Source organism: Actinoplanes octamycinicus (assembly GCF_014205225.1).
Taxonomy (GTDB): Bacteria; Actinomycetota; Actinomycetes; order Mycobacteriales; family Micromonosporaceae; genus Actinoplanes; species Actinoplanes octamycinicus.
This window is the reverse complement of record NZ_JACHNB010000001.1, coordinates 5472235-5488857: the sequence shown is the minus strand read 5'-3', so window position 1 is coordinate 5488857 and position 16623 is coordinate 5472235. Positions and strand designations below refer to the sequence as shown.

Annotated in this window: 17 protein-coding genes; 8 read left to right on the top strand and 9 right to left on the bottom strand. The window is 73.1% G+C overall.

Features of this window, described 5'->3' with window-relative positions; genetic code table 11:
* Position 1: 1 nt before the first annotated feature.
* On the top strand, positions 2 to 1408 hold the full coding sequence (locus BJY16_RS24005) for an aldehyde dehydrogenase family protein (protein WP_185041831.1): 1407 nt from the start codon (positions 2 to 4) through the stop codon (positions 1406 to 1408).
* Positions 1409 to 2085: 677 nt separating this feature from the next.
* Here the strand turns inward: BJY16_RS24005 and BJY16_RS23995 are convergent.
* Together BJY16_RS23995 and BJY16_RS23985 are read right to left on the bottom strand one after the other, a co-directional pair.
* On the bottom strand, positions 2086 to 3057 hold the full coding sequence (locus tag BJY16_RS23995; RefSeq protein ID WP_239177964.1) for a glycosyltransferase family 2 protein: 972 nt from the start codon (positions 3055 to 3057) through the stop codon (positions 2086 to 2088).
* 313 nt (positions 3058 to 3370) lie between these two features.
* Positions 3371 to 4663: an MFS transporter gene (locus BJY16_RS23985; RefSeq protein ID WP_185041829.1), complete on the bottom strand. Its 1293-nt coding sequence runs from the start codon at positions 4661 to 4663 to the stop codon at positions 3371 to 3373.
* Positions 4664 to 4878: 215 nt separating this feature from the next.
* On the opposite strand from BJY16_RS23985, the gene BJY16_RS23980 reads away from it, so the two are divergent.
* Positions 4879 to 6021 (top strand): sigma-70 family RNA polymerase sigma factor, encoded by a 1143-nt coding sequence (locus tag BJY16_RS23980; protein WP_185041828.1) that lies wholly within the window; start codon positions 4879 to 4881, stop codon positions 6019 to 6021.
* Here BJY16_RS23980 and BJY16_RS23975 read toward each other — a convergent pair.
* Genes BJY16_RS23975 through BJY16_RS23960 form a run of 4 tightly spaced genes read right to left on the bottom strand, consistent with a single transcriptional unit; the run spans position 6018 to position 9937 of the window.
* The gene (locus tag BJY16_RS23975; protein ID WP_185041827.1) at positions 6018 to 6737 is read right to left on the bottom strand and encodes an ATP-binding protein; all 720 of its coding nucleotides are present in this window, start codon (positions 6735 to 6737) and stop codon (positions 6018 to 6020) included. The two genes, BJY16_RS23980 and BJY16_RS23975, sit on opposite strands and share 4 nt — an antisense overlap.
* A gap of 60 nt (positions 6738 to 6797) precedes the next feature.
* Positions 6798 to 8633: a CheR family methyltransferase gene (locus tag BJY16_RS23970; RefSeq protein ID WP_185041826.1), complete on the bottom strand. Its 1836-nt coding sequence runs from the start codon at positions 8631 to 8633 to the stop codon at positions 6798 to 6800.
* A 37-nt stretch (positions 8634 to 8670) separates the two neighbouring features.
* Positions 8671 to 9066, bottom strand: a complete 396-nt coding sequence (locus BJY16_RS23965; protein WP_185041825.1) for a ChaB family protein — start codon at positions 9064 to 9066, stop codon at positions 8671 to 8673.
* A 22-nt stretch (positions 9067 to 9088) separates the two neighbouring features.
* The gene (locus BJY16_RS23960) at positions 9089 to 9937 is read right to left on the bottom strand and encodes a Rieske (2Fe-2S) protein (protein WP_185041824.1); all 849 of its coding nucleotides are present in this window, start codon (positions 9935 to 9937) and stop codon (positions 9089 to 9091) included.
* 154 nt (positions 9938 to 10091) lie between these two features.
* Here BJY16_RS23960 and BJY16_RS23955 point away from each other — a divergent pair, with 154 nt between their 5' ends.
* Complete coding sequence (locus tag BJY16_RS23955) at positions 10092 to 10436, top strand: STAS domain-containing protein (RefSeq protein WP_185041823.1); 345 nt, start codon at positions 10092 to 10094, stop codon at positions 10434 to 10436.
* On the opposite strand, the gene BJY16_RS23950 is transcribed toward BJY16_RS23955, so the two are convergent.
* Entirely contained in the window at positions 10390 to 11148 is a 759-nt protein-coding gene (locus BJY16_RS23950; RefSeq protein WP_185041822.1) for an ATP-binding protein, read from the bottom strand. The two genes, BJY16_RS23955 and BJY16_RS23950, sit on opposite strands and share 47 nt — an antisense overlap.
* Before the next feature lie 73 nt (positions 11149 to 11221).
* On the opposite strand from BJY16_RS23950, the gene BJY16_RS23945 reads away from it, so the two are divergent.
* The 3 genes from BJY16_RS23945 (at position 11222) to BJY16_RS23935 (ending at position 13058) form a co-directional block, all read left to right on the top strand.
* Positions 11222 to 11440, top strand: a complete 219-nt coding sequence (locus BJY16_RS23945; protein WP_185041821.1) for a hypothetical protein — start codon at positions 11222 to 11224, stop codon at positions 11438 to 11440.
* A 28-nt stretch (positions 11441 to 11468) separates the two neighbouring features.
* Positions 11469 to 12407 (top strand): TIGR03557 family F420-dependent LLM class oxidoreductase, encoded by a 939-nt coding sequence (locus tag BJY16_RS23940; protein ID WP_185041820.1) that lies wholly within the window; start codon positions 11469 to 11471, stop codon positions 12405 to 12407.
* Between the two features lie 144 nt (positions 12408 to 12551).
* Positions 12552 to 13058 (top strand): hemerythrin domain-containing protein, encoded by a 507-nt coding sequence (locus tag BJY16_RS23935; RefSeq protein ID WP_185041819.1) that lies wholly within the window; start codon positions 12552 to 12554, stop codon positions 13056 to 13058.
* Between the two features lie 81 nt (positions 13059 to 13139).
* On the opposite strand, the gene BJY16_RS23930 is transcribed toward BJY16_RS23935, so the two are convergent.
* Entirely contained in the window at positions 13140 to 13928 is a 789-nt protein-coding gene (locus BJY16_RS23930; protein ID WP_185041818.1) for a toxin-antitoxin system, toxin component, read from the bottom strand.
* A gap of 107 nt (positions 13929 to 14035) precedes the next feature.
* On the bottom strand, positions 14036 to 14389 hold the full coding sequence (locus BJY16_RS23925) for a YrdB family protein (protein WP_185041817.1): 354 nt from the start codon (positions 14387 to 14389) through the stop codon (positions 14036 to 14038).
* 42 nt (positions 14390 to 14431) lie between these two features.
* Here BJY16_RS23925 and BJY16_RS23920 point away from each other — a divergent pair, with 42 nt between their 5' ends.
* Both BJY16_RS23920 and BJY16_RS23915 read left to right on the top strand, forming a co-directional pair.
* Complete coding sequence (locus BJY16_RS23920; RefSeq protein WP_185041816.1) at positions 14432 to 15892, top strand: protein adenylyltransferase SelO; 1461 nt, start codon at positions 14432 to 14434, stop codon at positions 15890 to 15892.
* A gap of 115 nt (positions 15893 to 16007) precedes the next feature.
* A complete protein-coding gene (locus tag BJY16_RS23915; protein WP_185041815.1) occupies positions 16008 to 16370 on the top strand; it encodes a DUF1304 domain-containing protein in 363 nt (120 codons plus the stop codon).
* Positions 16371 to 16623 lie beyond the last annotated feature (253 nt).

Sequence of the window (16623 nt, the reverse complement as noted above, 5' to 3'; positions counted from 1 at the left end):
CATGCAGGACGTCACGCAATTCATCGCCGGTTCCTGGCGCCCCGGCGGCTCCGGCCGCGACCTGACCGTGCTCAGCCCCGCCGACGACACCCCGGTCTCCCGGATGACCGTTTCCGACGAAGGCGACGTGCACGCCGCGGTCGCCGCCGCCCGGGACGCCGCACCGGGCTGGGCGCGTACCGCCCCGGCCGCCCGGGCCGCCGCGCTGCACGCCGCCGCGAACGCGGTCGAGGCGGCCGCCGACGAACTGGCCGGGCTGATCTCGGCGGAGATGGGCAAGCCGGTCGGCGACGCCCGCGACTCGGTGCTGGCCGGCGTCGGCACGCTGCGCCAGTACGCCGAACTCGGGCCGGTCCACCGAGGACGGGCGCTGGCCGGCGACCACGCGGCGATCGACCTGATGGCGTACGGGCCGCGCGGCGTGGTGGCGGTGATCACCCCGTGGAACGACCCGGTCGCGGTTGCCTGCGGGCTGCTCGGCGCCGCCCTCGTCACCGGCAACACCGTGGTGCACAAGCCGAGCGAGCGCACCCCGGCCACCGGCCACCGCCTGGTCGAGCTGTTCGCCCTGCACTTCCCGGACGGCGTGCTGAACCTGGTGAACGGCGACGGCGCCACCGGCGCCCTGCTCGCCGCCGCCCCGGTCGACGTGGTCGCGCACGTCGGCTCCACCGCCACCGGCCGGGCGATCGCCGCGGCCTGCGCCCGGACCGGCGCGAAGGCCCTGCTGGAGAACGGCGGCAAGGACCCGCTGCTGGTCGATGCCGGCGTGGACCCGCGGTGGGCCGCCGAGCAGGCCGCGCTCGGCGCCTTCGCCAACTCCGGGCAGATCTGCGTGGCCGTCGAACGGATCTACGTACACGCCTCGGTGGCCGACGCGTTCCTGGACGCCCTGGCGGCCGAGGCGGACGGCTGGGCGTCGCGGATCGGCCCGCTGGTCGACCGGCGGCTGCGCGACGCCGTCGACGACCAGGTCCAGCAGGCGGTCAAGGACGGCGCGACGGTGCTGCGCGGCGGCTCGATCCCGGTCGGCCCCGGCGCGTACTACCCGCCGACCGTGCTGTCCGGCTGCACCGACGAGATGGCGGTGCTGCGCGAGGAGACCTTCGGCCCGGTCGCCCCGGTCGCCGTCGTCGACACCTTCGAGGAGGGCCTGAGCCGCGCCGCCACCTCCACCTACGGCCTCGCGGCGACCGTGCTGACCCCGTCGATGAGCAACGCCCAGCAGGCCTGGCGCACCCTCCCGGTCGGCACCGTCAAGGTCAACGCGGTCTTCGGCGGCGCCCCGGGCGGCGCGGCCCACCCGCGCGGCCTGAGCGGTTCCGGTTTCGGCTACGGCCCCGAACTCCTCGACGAGCTGACCTGCACCAAGGCCGTCCACCTGCAGTCCCCGCCGTCCGGCTGGTAACGGTCTCCGGCTGTCCGTGAGGGGTGCCTCCCCACCCTCGAGGCACCCCTCACCCCCAGCCGTCACCGCAGCGCCGGGTCGCGGCCGTCCGGTTGGCATCCGGGGTGCCGCCGTCCGGTTGGCTCCCAGGGTTCTGCAATCCGGCTGGCTTCCAGGGGTGCCGCCGTCCGGCAGGCTCCCAGGGGTGTCTCCGTCCGGCAGGCTCCCACGGGTGCCGCCGTCCGGCTGGCTTCCAGGGGTGCCGCCGTCCGGCAGGCTCCCAGGGGTGCCTCCGTCCGGCAGGCTCCCACGGATGCCGCCGTCCGGCTGGCTTCCAGGGGTGCCGCCGTCCGGCAGGCTCCCAGGGGTGCCTCCGTCCGGCAGGCTCCCACGGATGCCGCCGTCCGGCTGGCTTCCAGGGGTGTCTCAGCGCTCCTGAGACACCCCCCTCCGCGGCACCGCCCCCAATTCACCGGTTCAGCGGTGCGCCATCCACATCAGCGCGTTGTCCACAGGCCCGCCGCGCGCGATCGCGTTTCCGCGTCACACTGTCTTCGGGCGGCTCCCCCTGGGTGGGCGGGGACTGGGAAGTGGACGGACCGACCGGCACTCGGACCGGACGGGACCGGCCCGACGCGGCGTGCGAGACAAAGGCGCGGGCTGCAGCGCCCCGCGATCGTCCGGTGCCGGGCAGTGGCTCAGCCGCGGGACAGGATGCCGAGGGCGGCCTCCAGCGGGGCCGGCAGCGGGCGGCGGTGACGCAGGGCCCAGGGCAGGTCGCGGGCGAGGTCGGTGAGGGCGGCCGGCTGGGTGCGGGCCACTTCGGCGAGGGTGCGGGCGATGACCGTGGGCGGGCGGCGGAGCAGGGCGGTCAGGGCCCGGTTGCGGGCCTCGCGGCGGGAGCGGGCCCGGTTGTCGCGGCCGGCCGGTTCCGGGAAGTGGCGGACGACCAGCTCCGGGACGTAGGACAGCTGGTGACCGGCGGCGGCCAGGTCCATCGCGAGCAGGGCCTCCTCGCCGTACACGAAGAGTTTGGGCTGGAAACCGCCGGCCGCGAGGAAAGCGTCTCGCCGGACCACCACCGCGCAGGAGAGGAAGCCGAGGACCGACGGGCCGGCCGCACCGGGCGGGGTGCCGATCGGGGCGGCGGCCATGCACGCGGACACCGGGTCGAGGCGGCCCTCCGGGCCGACCAGCACCTTGGCGGTCAGCAGGGCGGCCCGCGGGTGGTTGCGGAAGATTTCCACGGCTCGGGCGAGAGATCCCGGTTCCCAGTACGAGTCGTCGTCCGCGAACGCCACGTAAGGCGTGCTGGCCTGCCGCACGCCGACGTTGCGGGCGGCCGCGCCGATGTTCTCGGCCAGCCGCACCACGGCGACGCCGGGCACCGGCCGATCGAAGGCATCCCGCGCCACGGCGACGCCGGGCACCGGCCCATCGAAGGCGTCCCGCGCCACGGCGACGCCGGGCAGCGGCCCATCGAAGGCATCCCGCGCCAAGGTGGCACCGGGCAGCGGCTGGTCGGAGGCGTTGTCGACGATGATCGTCGGGGCGTGGTGGTGCGGGACGGTCTGGCGCAGCCGGTCGGGCCGGTTGCGGGTGGCCACCACCACGGTGACCTCGTCGGTTTCGATGCCGACCGGCGCTGCCGGCCTGTTGATCACGGACATGGCGCGGCGCATACCCCTTCTGGCCGGATTCAGTCGCCGGGGCCGAACCGGCTCGCCCGGCCGAGGGACCCGCGCTGATCAGGCGCCAGACGGAGGTGGAGCGCGGCACGGCAGGTAGCACCCGGCGCGGAAGGAGCAAAGCGGCGTAACAGAAAGAAGCGGCGAAAAGCGGCGCCCAACGGGGGCGGCGGGTCGAGGACGAGGCCAGGGACGCGTGGAAGCCCAGAACGCGCGGAAGCCCGGCACCAGATCGGCGCCGGGCTTCCGGGTGAAGGGAACGGGGTGGATCAGCAGATGATGGGACTGGGCTGGGTCAGGCCATCTGCTCGGCGGGGCGAAGCGCCTCGGCATGCGGAAGCTGCGGCAACTGCGGCAGGTGCGGGTGCGGGAGCTGCGGCAGGTGCGGCATGTGCGGGTGCGGGAGGTGCAGCTTGCGGCCCTGGACGCGGGCGATGGCGAGGGCGCCGGCCACCGCCGCCACCGTGGTGATCACGCCGCCGGTGAGCAGGGCGCCGCGGGCGCCGATGGTGTCGCAGAGCCAGCCGACCGCCGGGGCGCCGACCATGCCGGACAGCGACGACACGATGCCGACCGCGGCCAGCACCCGGCCGCGCATGTCCTCCCGGGTGTCCAGCTGGATGCGGGTGGAGACGACGGTGTCGAAGACCACCGCGCCGGCCGCGATCGGCAGGATCACCGCGGCGAACGTGAGCAGGTTCGGGGCCAGGCCGGAGCAGATCTGCAGGGCGCTGATGGCCACCCCGGTGCCGAGCAGGACGCGCAGCGTGGACCGGCCGGTGCCGGCCAGCAGCAGGCCGCCGAGGACCGCGCCGACCGCGAAGACGGTGGAGAGCAGGCCGTACCCGCCGGAGCCGCTGTGCAGCGGGCCGGCCGTCATGGCGGCCATGCTGACCTGGTAGTTGCGGCCCAGCGAGCCGAGCACGAAGGAGAGCGCCAGGACGATCAGCACGACCGGCTGGCGGGTGATGTAACGCAGCCCGGCGAGCACGCCGCGCTCCCCGGCCGCCGCGGTCGGCAGGTCGCGCATCTCGCCGGTGCGCATCGCGGCGAGCGCGCCGATCACCGCGAGGTAGGACACCGCGTTGATCGCGAAGAGCACCGCCGGGCCGGTGATGCCGACCAGGACGCCGCCGAGGGCCATGCCGCCGATCCGGCCGGCCGAGCTGAGCACCGAGCCGAGCGCCAGGGCCGAGCCGAGCGCCTCCGGCTTGACCAGCGCCGAGCCGAACCGGCCGAGCGCCGGGCCCTCGAACGAGCTGATCACGCCGGAGGCCAGCGCCACCGCGAAGATCAGCGCGTGGCCGCCGTGCGCGACCAGGGCCAGGGCGAGCAGCGCGCGGATCGCCTGGGAGGCGATCAGCAGCGGGCGGGCCGGCAGCCGGTCGGCGAGCGCGCCGCCCCAGGTGCCGAGCACCAGCACCGGCAGCGCCTGGAGCATGACGACCAGGCCCATGGTGGCGGCCGAGCCGGTGTCCGACAGGATCAGCCAGTTCAGTCCGAGCACCTGCATCCAGGTGCCGGCCGTCGACACCAGGTCGGCGGCGGCCCAGAGCCGGTAGTTGCGCTCCTTCAACGGTGCGAACATCGGAGCCAAGGCGGCGATACCCCCAGGAAATGCGACAGCGCCGGCTCTCGGCGCTGTCAGACCCTTCGGGCAGTGCCGGGGGTGCGCTTCGGCCCTGGCGGCACGCGCTACCGGAACGCAACCGGGATGGTTGCGGAGGTTTGCCGCTGCGCCGGACCGGGCAGAGGTGATGGGATGCGAACCACCCGGTCCCGTCGAGAAGAAGGATGGCGCCGATGCCGGACAACGACCGGCTGGAACCGCTGGAAGACCTGGACGTGCTCGCCGCCCGCTACGCGCATGCCTGCGCCTCGGCGGACCGGCCCACCCGGGAGCGCCTGCGCGACGACTTCGTCCGGGAGGCGCTGCCGTTCGCCGGCCGCCTGGCCCGCCGCTACCGGGGCCGGGGCGAGCCACCGGAGGACCTGGAGCAAGTCGCCCGGCTGGGACTGGTGAAAACCATGGACCGGTTCGACCCGGAGCGCGGCTCGTTCACCGCGTACGCGATCCTCACCATCACCGGCGAGATCAAGCGGCACTTCCGGGACCACACCTGGGGCGTCCACGTGCCCCGCGGCCAGCAGGACCGGGTGCTCGAGTTCGTGCACGCCCGCGCCGCGCTGACCAGCGAACTGGCCCGCACCCCGACGATCGCCGAGCTGGCCGGGCGCCTGGGGGTCGACGAGGCGGAGGTGCGCGGCACCCAGACGTCGGCGGCGGCGCACAACACCGAGTCGCTGAACGCGCCGATCGGGGACAGTCCGGACGGCGCCGAGCTGGGCGACATGGTCGGCGCCCTGGACTTCGACCTGAACCTGGTCGACGACCGGACCACGATCGAGTCGCTGGTCTGCGAGCTGCCGCCTCGGGAGCGGCGGCTGCTGGCGCTGCGTTTCTGGGGCAACCTGAGCCAGGTGGAGATCGCCGAGGAGCTGGGCATCTCGCAGATGCACGTGTCCCGGCTGCTCAGCCGCACGCTGACCTGGCTGCGCGAGGCGATGCTGTCGGACGCCACGCCGCCGTGGTCCGGCGCGGGCGGCCCGGAGCACCGGGTGCTGGTCACCGCGGGCCCGGCCGGGGTGTGCGCCGCGGTGCACGGCGAGATCGACCGGGACAACGCCAACCAGGTGCGCCGCGAGCTGCTGAGCGCGGCGAGCACCTGCGGGCGTGGCCGGCGGCTGACCGTCGACCTGACCGGGGTGCCGCTGCTGAGCGCGGCCGGGATCGGCATGCTGAACGCGGTGCACGAGGTGGCCCGCGGCCGGGGCGTGCGGGTGCTGCTGACCGGCGTGCAGCCCTACGTGGCCCGGGTGCTGGCCATCTCCGGCCTGCGCGAGCTGCTGGCCGACCAGCCGGAGCCGGTGACCGAGCGGACCTAGGCCGCGAGGGTGGCCCAGACCACCTTGCCGTCCCGGGCCGGCAGCGTGCCCCAGCGCACCGCGAGGCTCTCCACCAGCAGCAGCCCGCGACCGCGGTCGGTGCCGTCGCTGGCCGCCACCGGGATGGCCGGCGAGCCGTCCCGGACCACCACGTGCAGGTAACGGGCGCGGCGGACGAACTGGATGGTGATCATCGTGCCGGCGTGCTCGACGGCGTTCGACACCAGCTCGGTGGCGATCACGCTGACCGGGCCGACGAGATGCGGGACGCCCCACCGTACGCAAGCCTCGGCGGCCAGGTCCCGTGCGTGCCGTGCGGCACCCACGGCCGGAAGCAGCTGATCGGTGATCATCGGCGCGGCGGCGCCGTTCCGCCGCACCTCGAGGATCGCGCCGTCGACGTCCGGCCGGACCTGCAGCGAGCCGAACCGGCCGCGGCCGAGCAGCAGCGCCACCTCCGGCCGCGGCGCGCAGAGCAGCACCGGTGTGCCCGGCCAGTCGGTGGCCAGCCGGGTGACCGCGGTGAACACGGCCGGCGAGGTGCCGTCGCCGAGCGACATCCGGGACAGGTCGACGAGCAGCGCGCGCGGCTGCTCGGCGAGGCATTTCAACAGGGCGGTCCGCAGGCCGGGGGCAGCGGCGAGGTCGAGCCGGCCGTCGACGCCGACGATCGCACACCCCTCCCGCTCGGTGGTGGTCCAGGTCAGCGATGTCATGCTCGACCGACCGCCTTTCGTCCGAAGAAACACCGGATGCCCGTCGAGGCGGCGGTCAAACTAATCCGCCTCCATCACGATGATGGCACCCTCCGGACCGCCCGAACGATCGAGGAGCGGACTGCACGCGACCCGCACCGTGATCGGCCGGCCGCGCCGGTTGACCGCCTCCAGCTCCACCGCCTTGGTCTCGGTCTCCCCGGCCAGCGACTGCTTGACCAGCGGCCGGACCCGGTCCACCGGCAGCCCGATGTCCAGATTGAGCAGGTGCTGGCCGACCGCCTCGGAGGCGCGCAGCCCCCACAGTTCCTCGGCCTGCCGGTTCCACACCCGGACCCGCAGATCCCGGTCCACCACGGCGATCCCGGCGCGCAACCCGGACAGGATCGCGTCCAGGAACGCGTTCGCCCCGTCCAGCTCGGCGCTGCTGTGCTGGAGCTGCTCGTTGATGCCCTGGAGCTCGTCGTTGGTCGACTGGAGCTCCTCGTTCATCGTCTCCAGTTCCTCGTTGGTGGACTGCAGCTCCTCGTTGGTGGTCTCCAGCTCCTCGACGGTGGACTGCAGCTCCTCGTTGGTGGTCTCCAGCTCCTCGTTGGTCGACTGCAACTCCTCGTAGGCCGCCTCCAGCTCCCGGTTGGCGTGCTCGAGCTCGGTCCGCAGCTGCTTGGCCGCGGTCACGTCGTGGAAGACCAGGCCTACGCCGAGCAGGCCGGCGTCCGCGTCGACCAGCGGGTTCACCTGGATGTCCAGGTGCACGGTGGCGCCGGTGCCGCGGGTGTACTCGATGTCGGTGACGTGCACCGCACGCCGCTCCACCTGCGCCTGCTCGATGTAGCGGCGCAGCTCCACCGGCCGGTAGGAGACGTCCAGGTCGCGGAACGGCCGGCCGACGTCGCGCGGTGACACGCCGAACAGCGCCTCCGCCTGCCGGTTGCTGAGCGCGACCAGCCCGTCCGCGTTGACCACCACCTGGGCGGCCGGGGCGGCCATCAGGGCGGCGTTGCGAATCTGGTCCAGCCCGGTCGGCTCGGGTTGCCGGGGCGGCGCGGACTGCTCGGGGCGGACCGGGCCGATCGGGGACAGGCCGCGGGACACCTTCCGGAAGATCCGGCGTTTCAGGTCGGTGGGCAGGAACAGGCTGCTGTGGCTGAGCAGCATCTCGGCCCTGCCGAGGAACAGGATCCCGCCGTCGGCCAGGGCGAAGTGGAACCGGCCGAGGATCCGGGCCTGGGTCTCCGCGTTGAAGTACATCAGCGTGTTCCGGCAGGTGAGCAGGTCGACCCGGGAGATCGGGGCATCCTGCACCAGGTCGTTGCGGCCGTAGATGACCGACCGTCGCATGTCCTTGCGGAACACGTGCCGGTTGCCGGCCGGCTCGAAGTAGCGCTCCAGCAGCTCGGGCGGAACGCCGGCCACGTCGCGCAGGCTGTAGCTGGCGTGCCGGGCCTCGGCGAGCTGCTCCTCGTCCACGTCGGTGGCGTAGATCTTGACCCGGGCCCGGAACTCCTCCGGCCCGAGGATCTCGGCCAGCAGGATGGCCAGCGTGCAGGCCTCCTGACCGGAGGCGCAGCCGGCGCTCCAGATCCGGATCGGGGTGGCCGGCGCTTTCGCGGCGACCAGCGGGATCAGCACGTCGGTGCGCAGCTGGTCCCAGGCCTCCGGGTCGCGGAAGAAGCCGGTCACGTTGATCAGGATGGTGTTGAACAGCGCGGTGAACTCGTCCGGATGGACCTGGAGATAGTCCAGATACTCCGCGTAACCACTGACCGGGACCTGCGACATCCGGCGGTTGACCCGCCGGATCAGGCTTGACCTTTTGTACCCGGTGAAGTCGAAGCCGCGCGCCTCCTTCAAGTAGGTGAGCAACGCCTCGAACTGACTGTCGACCTCGTCCATCGCGCGCCACGCTATCGCAGCGCGCGATGGACCGCGATCAGGCGCGCGCCTTCCGGGTATCCCGGTTGTTCGCCTTCTGGATCGCCTCGACCAGTTGATCCTTGGTCATCCGGGAGCGGCCGCTGATGTCGAGCCGCTTCGCGATGTCCATCAGGTGCGCCTTGCTGGCGTTCGCGTCGACGCCACCAGCGGTTGCCGCCTTGGTGTCGCGGCCGCCGGCGGCCTTGGCGTCACTCGGGCCCTTCTTGGCCTTCGGCTCCCAGTGGTCGCCGACCTTCTCGAACGAGTGTTTCACCGCGGAGAAGGCGGTGCGGTGCGCCCGCTCGCCCTCGCCGTACTGCTCGACCGCGGAGTCGTGGGTCTTGGCGTAGGTGTCCTGCGCCTTCTTGGGGGATCGCTTCAGCGTGGACGGCATGTCCTCACGCGCGGGCATGAGACCTCCTCGGAAGAATGGATCAGGGCTGCCGGATCTCGATCCGGCCGGCGACCACCCGGACCGGGATCATCGGCTGGTTGTTGGCGGCCGGGCCGTGCACCACGGCGCCGTCGCTGAGCCGGAACGTGCTGCCGTGCCAGGGGCAGACCACGCAGGCGTTCCAGCCCTCGCCGGTGACCTCGCCCTCGCCCAGCGGGCCGGTCTCGTGACCGCAGCGCTCGACCAGCGCGGAGACCCGGTCACCGATCCGGTAGATCAGCACCGGCACGTCGCCGACCAGGCGCACCACGGTCCGGCGTTCCGGGACCGACGCCAGCGAGCACACCTCGGTCCACTCGGCGGGCAGCCGGGCCAGGTCGGGGGCGGCCTGGTTGGTGCCGGCGGCCTGCGCGTAGGCGAGGTGCCCGCCCAGGTAGGCGCCGAGGCCGGCCACGGTCAGGCCGGCGAAACCGAGCGCCTTGCCGCGGGCGGTCCGGCCGCTCAGCCGGGCCAGCAGCGACGCCGTGTAGAGGCCGAGCGCCACCGCGTTCGCCCCGGCGTGCACCAGGCCGACCCGGCGCCGCTCGGGGGTCAGCTGCGACCAGTCCACCCAGCCGGCGGCCAGCGCCGGGACGGCGGCCGCGGTGCCGGTGGCGAGCAGCGTGGTGGCCGCCTTGCGGGCGCCGGGCAGCAGGTCGAGGATCGCGGTGGATACGAAGGCGCCGACCGGGACCTGCACCAGCACCGGGTGCAGCGGGTGGCCCAGCCAGGTGCCGTGCAGCAGATCGCGCAGCCGCTGCGGGCGGACCGCGGCGGTGACCGCGGCCTGCAGTTTATCGCTGACACCGTCGAGCCCGCGGGCTTCTTCCAAGCGGTTGAGGATCGGCATACCGTTCGGGTTCCCCATCACAATCGGCCGAAACGCCGACCCCGTGCGGATCCGCCCCGCCATGGTTAGGGTGACAAGTCCACGCGGACGACCCGGCACGGGTCATCATCAGCGATGGGAAACCCTGGCAGAGCCTTATCCGGGCGGGGGGAACATGACGGGCGCGTTCGCGGTGAGCAAGCACGACGAGGGCGCGGGCCTCATCCGGCTCGCGGTTCGCGGCGAGATCGACGACGAGGTCAGCGACGTGCTGGCCCAGATCATCGGCAACGCCGCCGCCCAGCCCGGGGTGACCGTGGTGATCGTCGACCTGGAGCGGGTGCCGTTCCTGGCCGCGGCCGGGATCCGCGCGCTGCTCGAGGGGCGGGCCGCGGCGCTCCAGCACGCCCGCTCGTACCAGGTGGTGAACGCGCGCGGGGTGGTGCACGGGGTGCTGGCCACCGCCGGGCTGCTCAGCCTCTTCCAGACCGTCGTGCGCCGGGCTCCGGCACACCGCTGAGGCTGGCCCAGACCACCTTGCCGCCCTCGGCCGGGACGGCGCCCCAGCGCCGGGCGAACTGCTCGACGAGCAGCAGCCCGCGGGGTGCCAGCGGATCCACCGACGCCATCGGGGAGATCTCCGGCATCTCCCGGGAGCCGTCCCGCACGGTGATCATCAGGTATCGCCGGCCGAGCGAGAACCGCAGGTCGATCATCGTGCCGGCGTGCACCATCGCGTTGGTGACCAGCTCGCCGGCCACGATCCGGGCCGCGTCGGTCAGCTCGTCCAGCCCCCACCGGGCACAGGCCTCGGCGGCCAGGCGCCGGGCGTGCGCGGCCGCTCCGGCGACCGGCAACAGACTGTCGGCCAGCGCCGGCATCCGCTCACGCGGCTCCACGTCCAGGGCCTCGGCGGTGCTGGCGAGCACCGGCACCCGGCCATAGCGCCCCGAGGAAAACCATGTGGCCACCTCCCTCCCGGGTGCGCTGAGCAGCAGCGGCGTCCCCGGCCACATGGCGGCCTGCCGGGCCACCACGCCGAAGACCGACAGCGCGACCGGCTCCAGCACCCGCAGCCCGGCCAGCTCGGCGATCACCGCGTCCGGCCGCTCCACCAGGCACTTGAGCAGAATGGTGCGGACCTGCGGGGCGCTCGCCGTGGACAGCTCGCCATGGATCCGCACCAGAGTCCTGGTGCCGACCTGGCTCACCGCGCAGCTGATGGCCGCCATTTCGTCATTCTTGCCGTAGGTCCTGGCAAACACCACATAGGATTTGCCACCTGTCGCCCTGCCATCCGGCAGTATGCCCACCCGGGCCGATTTCACACATCTGTCCCCCAGATTCCCACATCGATCGGACAAGCCGCGCTTTTCGCTCCAGGTCAAAGCATTTTCCGGTACGGCCTCAGCACCCACCATCGCCGCCGACCCGAAGCACGACATGGACGGTCGGCGCACCGCCGACGACGCGCTCAGCGCCGCCCGCCAGCCGCTCGGCGCGGACATGGACGAACCGGCATGAGCCCCCGCCGACCGGGTATCGGGGCGGTATGCGAATCGGATACTTCCTGTCCTGCGAGGAATACACCCCGGCCCAGCTGATCGAGCAGGCCAAGCTGGCCCAGGACGCCGGCTTCCAGGGCCTGTGGATCTCCGACCACTACCACCCGTGGAACGACGCGCAGGGCCAGAGCCCGTTCGTCTGGTCGATCATCGGCGCGCTCAGCCAGGTGGTCAGCATCCCGGTCACCACCGCGGTGACCTGCCCGATCCAGCGGATCCACCCGGCCGTGGTGGCCCAGGCCGCGGCGACCAGCGCGGTCCTGCACGACGGCCGGTTCGTGCTCGGCGTCGGCACCGGCGAGGCGCTCAACGAGCACATCACCGGCGAGCGCTGGCCGTTCGCCGACGAGCGCCTGGAGATGCTGGAGGAGGCCGTCGAGGTGATGCGCGCGCTGTGGGGCGGCGAGTTCGTCACCCACCACGGCAAGCACTACCGGGTCGACCAGGCGCGGCTCTACACCCTGCCGGAGACGCCGCCGAAGGTCTACGTCTCCGCCTTCGGCCCGAAGGCGCTGGAGGTGGCCGGCCGGATCGGCGACGGCTACGTCTCCACGATGCCGGACGGCGACCTGGTCCAGCAGTTCCGCGACGCGGGCGGCACGGGCAAGCCGGTCCAGGGCGGGTTCAAGGGTTGCTGGGCACCGACCGAGGACGAGGGCGCCGAGATCGCGCACCGGCTCTGGGCGAACGCCGGGGTCCCCGGCGAGCTGTCCCAGGTGCTCCCCTCGCCCCGGCACTTCGAGCAGGCCAGCGAGCTGGTCACGCCGGAGATGACGAAGCAGTCGATCGTCTGCGGGCCGGACCCGGCCGGGCACGCCGAGCAGCTCAAGGCCTACCAGGAGGCCGGTTTCGACGAGGTCTACATCGCCAACATCGGGCCGAACTACCGGGAGCTCATCGACCTGTACCGCCGCGAGTTCCTCTGACCTCGTCCCGGCGGCCGGGTCCGCTGTTGCTCACGGCCGTTCCGCCGGTCACGGTTGCCCGGGCTGGGCCTCAGGGGTGTCTCAAGGGCCTTGAGACACCCCTGAGGCCCAGCCCGGAACCGCAACCCGCATTAGGGTGCCTGCATGGACGACATCACCGCGCTGATCATGGAAGATCACCACGCGTTCCGGGTCGGGTTCGCCCGGCTCGACGACGCGCAGGGCGAGGCCGAGCTCCGCGCGATCTGGGAGCCGCTGGCCCTGCACCTGGAGATCCACGCGGACGCCGAGGAGAAGATCCTCTACCCGCACCTGCTGACCGACAGCGGCGGCGAGGACGCGGAGGAGGAGACCGACGACGCGATCCGCGACCACAACAAGATCCGCGACGGGATCGTGGCGGCGGCCGGGCACCCGATCGGCTCGGACGAGTGGTGGGCCGGGGTGTGGGCGGCCCGCACCGAGAACAGCGAGCACCTGGCCGAGGAGGAGGACGAGGTGCTGCCCGACTTCCGCAAGCACGCGAGCATGGAGCTGCGGATCGAGCTGGGCGCGCGGTGGCTCCGATTCTTCGCCGAGCATCCGCGGGGCAAGGGCCTCGACTTCCACAACAAGGACCCGAAGAAATACATCGAGGACCACGAGCAATAGCCGATTCCGGTACGGCCGGAGCACCGTGCCGGCGCACCGAGGCGGCCCCGCTCCGCCGGCCGCCTCGGTCGCCGCGTCAGGTCAGTTCTGTGAGGCCGCGTAGATGATCAGAGCGGCCAGGGCGAACGGCACCAGCAGCCCCGCCCAGGTCATCGGGCGCTGCAGCAGGCGCGGGCCCGGGTCCATCGGCGGCCGGCTCGGGCCGTAGGGGTTCGGCTGCGGCGCCGGCAGGTTCGCCACACTGGTGCGCCGGAACAGGTTCATCAGCACGGTGAACGGCGTGATGATGAACGACGCGTAGCCGTACCACCCCTGGATCAGCGTCCGCGAGGTCATGTGCCGGAAAACGCCCAGCCCGCAGTCCCGGCAGAACGGCCCCTCGTTGCTGAGGAACCGCATCAGCACCAGCATCCCCTGGTGCCCGCGGAACTTGGTCTGCACGGCCGGCACCGAGCCGCAGAACCGGCAGGCCAGCATGCCCTGCGGCGGATACCCGGCCGGCGGCGCGCCGTAGCCGCCCTGACCCGGGTCGCCCTGCCCCGCGTAGGGCGCCGGCACCGGCTGCCCGTACTGACCCGGCCCGGCCTGACCCGGCTGGGCGTAGCCACCCGGCGCGACCTGCCCCGGGGCGGCATAGCCGGCGGGCCCGGCCTGGGCTGGAGCCGGGTATCCGGCGGGTGCGGGGTGGCCCGGTTGTCCGGCGGCCACCGGCTGCGCGGCGTAGCCACCCGGCGCGGGCTGACCGGGGTAGGCCCCGGGAGCCGGGTAACCAGCCGGCTGCCCGGCAGGATAGGCGCCGGGAGCGGGGTATCCGCCCGGAGCGGGATCGGCGGGCGCCCCACCCCACGGGGCAGGCTGCGGCTGCGACATGGTCACCTCGTGCTGAAAAGAACCTGTGAGCGCGTCAGGTTACTAGTTGATCAATGGCTGCCGCTGCCCCCGCAGGTCTCGGATCGGCAACCTTCACACGACCGGGGTCAGCCCCGCCGCTCGCCGCCGGTCGACGTCCCGAGCACGTGCAGCAGCCAGCGGTTCAGCGCGGCGAGCACGGCCAGCGCCGCACCCAGCGCCGGATGACCGCAAAGGATCAGCGCGACCGTGGCCCCGCCGAAGACCACCCACTCCGGGATCAGCCGCTGCGGGTCGGGCAGCAGGTGACTGCCGCGCGGCGCCACCCAGCGGCCCCAGATCAGGGCCGCGGCCACCGGCAGCAGGACCGCCGCCAGGATCCGGACCGCGATCGGCCCGGGCAGGCGCCAGCCACCGTACGCCAGAGCAGCCAGCGCGCACAGTTCCAGCACGAATCGCAGTGTGAGATTGACCGCCCGCATGCCGGGAGGTTAGACCAGCTCAGAACGGGTTAACGTCGATGGGTGGACGTTTCCGCTCCGGCCGTGACCCTGACCCACCGCTTCGCCGACGAGCTGCCCGAGCTGGCCATCGCCTGGCGGGCCGAGGACTGCCCGGCGCCGCGCGTGCTGATCGCCGACCAGCGGCTCGCCGCCGAGCTGGGCCTGGCCCCGGAGCAGCTGACCACCGGCCTGCTCACCGGCACCGAGCCGCCGGCCGGGGCGCACCCGGTCGCCCAGGCGTACGCCGGGCACCAGTTCGGTGGCTATTCGCCCCGGCTCGGCGACGGCCGGGCCCTGCTGCTCGGCGAGATCGACGGCCGCGACCTGCATCTGAAAGGCTCCGGCCGGACCCCGTTCGCCCGCGGCGGCGACGGCCTGGCCGCGGTCGGCCCGATGCTCCGCGAGTTCGTGGTCAGCACCGCGATGCACGCGCTCGGCATCCCGACCACCCGGTCGCTCGCCGTGGTCGCCACCGGCCGCACGGTGCACCGGGAGGGCCCGCTGCCGGGCGCCGTCCTGGCCCGGGTCGCGGCCAGCCACCTGCGGGTGGGCAGCTTCCAGTTCGCCCGGGCGACCGGCGACACCGGCCTGCTGCGCCGGCTGGCCGACCACGCGATCAGCCGGCACTACCCCGAGCTGACCGGCGACTACCTGGGCTTCTTCGACGCCGTGGTGGCCGCCCAGGCATCGCTGATCGCCCGCTGGATGCTGGTCGGCTTCGTGCACGGCGTGATGAACACCGACAACATGACCATCTCCGGCGAGACCATCGACTACGGCCCGTGCGCGTTCATGGAGGCGGTCGACCCGGCCACCGTCTACAGCTCGATCGACACCGGCGGGCGGTATGCGTACGGGAACCAGCCCGCCATCGCCCAGTGGAACCTGGCCCGGTTCGCCGAGTCGCTGCTGCCGCTCCTGCACGACGACCAGGAGCAGGCGGTCCCGCTGGCGGTGTCGTCACTGGAGCGCTTCGGCGGCCTGTTCGACGCGGCGTGGACGGCGGGCATGCACGAGAAGCTGGGCCTCACCACGGCCCGCGCCCAGGCCGCCACCGCCGACCCGGACGTCGCCGCTCACTCCGACGCCGACGAGGCGCTGGTGACCGATCTCGCGGCGATACTGCGCGACGCCCGGGTCGACTACACCAGCTTCTTCCGTACGCTGGCCCGCGCGGCCCGCGGCGAAGCGGACCCGGCACGTGCCCTCTTCCCGGACCCGACCGATTTTGATTCCTGGCTCCCCCGCTGGCTGGCGCTGAAGCCGGACGCCGCCGTGATGGACCGCGTGAACCCGATCTACATCCCGCGCAACCACCTGGTCGAGGAGGCCCTGGCCGCCGCCACCGAGGGCGACCTCGCCCCGGTCGAGCGCCTGGTCGAGGTGGTCGCCGCCCCGTTCGAGGAACGCCCCGGCCTGGCCCGCTACGCCGACCCGGCCCCCGGCGACTTCGGGCCGTACCGCACCTTCTGCGGCACCTGACCCACCCCGGCACCGGGCACCTCGCCCCCCACTCCCCGACCGCCGACCACCCTCGCGACCCCCGGCCGCCGACCGCACGCCGCGCGGCGGCCGGCCGCCCGGGTAGCCTCGCGCCATGATCATCGTCGGGAACATCCTGGTAGCGCTGGTCGCGTTGATCCACCTCTACATCCTGGTGCTGGAGATGTTCCTGTGGACCAAGCCGCCGGGCCGCAAGGCGTTCAACCTCACCCCGGAGTTCGCCGAGCAGACCAAGGTCCTCGGCCTCAACCAGGGCCTCTACAACGGCTTCCTGGCCGCCGGCCTGATCGCCGGTCTGATCGCCGGCGGCGACACCGGCTTCGCCGCCAAGCTCTTCTTCCTGATCTGTGTGGCGGTGGCCGGCGTGGTCGGCGCCCTCACCGCCAGCCGCCGCATCCTCTACGTCCAGACCGTCCCCGCCGCCCTGGCCCTCCTCGCCGTCCTCCTCGCCCACTGACCGCGAGGCACGCCCTGGTCCGGACCACGACGCGCCGCCCGGTTGTCCGGCTGGGCCCCACGGGTGTCTCACGGCGGTTGAAACACCCCAGAGAGCCAGCCAAACCACCGCGAGGCGCGCCGCGGCCCGGACCACGACGCGCCCCGCGGTTGCTTGGCTGGGCCCCACGGGTGTCTCACGGCGGTTGAAACACCCCTGGGAACCAGCCGGGCAACGGCGAGGCGCCCTGCGGTCCGGACCACGGCGGGCCTTG

Coding starts and splice junctions, on each gene's coding strand:
- BJY16_RS24005 (WP_185041831.1), top strand. CDS start 2: ATGCAGGACGTCACGCAATTCATCGCCGGTTCCTGGCGCCCCGGCGGC.
- BJY16_RS23995 (WP_239177964.1), bottom strand. CDS start 3,057: ATGTCCGTGATCAACAGGCCGGCAGCGCCGGTCGGCATCGAAACCGAC.
- BJY16_RS23985 (WP_185041829.1), bottom strand. CDS start 4,663: ATGTTCGCACCGTTGAAGGAGCGCAACTACCGGCTCTGGGCCGCCGCC.
- BJY16_RS23980 (WP_185041828.1), top strand. CDS start 4,879: ATGCCGGACAACGACCGGCTGGAACCGCTGGAAGACCTGGACGTGCTC.
- BJY16_RS23975 (WP_185041827.1), bottom strand. CDS start 6,737: ATGACATCGCTGACCTGGACCACCACCGAGCGGGAGGGGTGTGCGATC.
- BJY16_RS23970 (WP_185041826.1), bottom strand. CDS start 8,633: ATGGACGAGGTCGACAGTCAGTTCGAGGCGTTGCTCACCTACTTGAAG.
- BJY16_RS23965 (WP_185041825.1), bottom strand. CDS start 9,066: ATGCCCGCGCGTGAGGACATGCCGTCCACGCTGAAGCGATCCCCCAAG.
- BJY16_RS23960 (WP_185041824.1), bottom strand. CDS start 9,937: ATGCCGATCCTCAACCGCTTGGAAGAAGCCCGCGGGCTCGACGGTGTC.
- BJY16_RS23955 (WP_185041823.1), top strand. CDS start 10,092: ATGACGGGCGCGTTCGCGGTGAGCAAGCACGACGAGGGCGCGGGCCTC.
- BJY16_RS23950 (WP_185041822.1), bottom strand. CDS start 11,148: ATGGCGGCCATCAGCTGCGCGGTGAGCCAGGTCGGCACCAGGACTCTG.
- BJY16_RS23945 (WP_185041821.1), top strand. CDS start 11,222: ATGCCCACCCGGGCCGATTTCACACATCTGTCCCCCAGATTCCCACAT.
- BJY16_RS23940 (WP_185041820.1), top strand. CDS start 11,469: ATGCGAATCGGATACTTCCTGTCCTGCGAGGAATACACCCCGGCCCAG.
- BJY16_RS23935 (WP_185041819.1), top strand. CDS start 12,552: ATGGACGACATCACCGCGCTGATCATGGAAGATCACCACGCGTTCCGG.
- BJY16_RS23930 (WP_185041818.1), bottom strand. CDS start 13,928: ATGTCGCAGCCGCAGCCTGCCCCGTGGGGTGGGGCGCCCGCCGATCCC.
- BJY16_RS23925 (WP_185041817.1), bottom strand. CDS start 14,389: ATGCGGGCGGTCAATCTCACACTGCGATTCGTGCTGGAACTGTGCGCG.
- BJY16_RS23915 (WP_185041815.1), top strand. CDS start 16,008: ATGATCATCGTCGGGAACATCCTGGTAGCGCTGGTCGCGTTGATCCAC.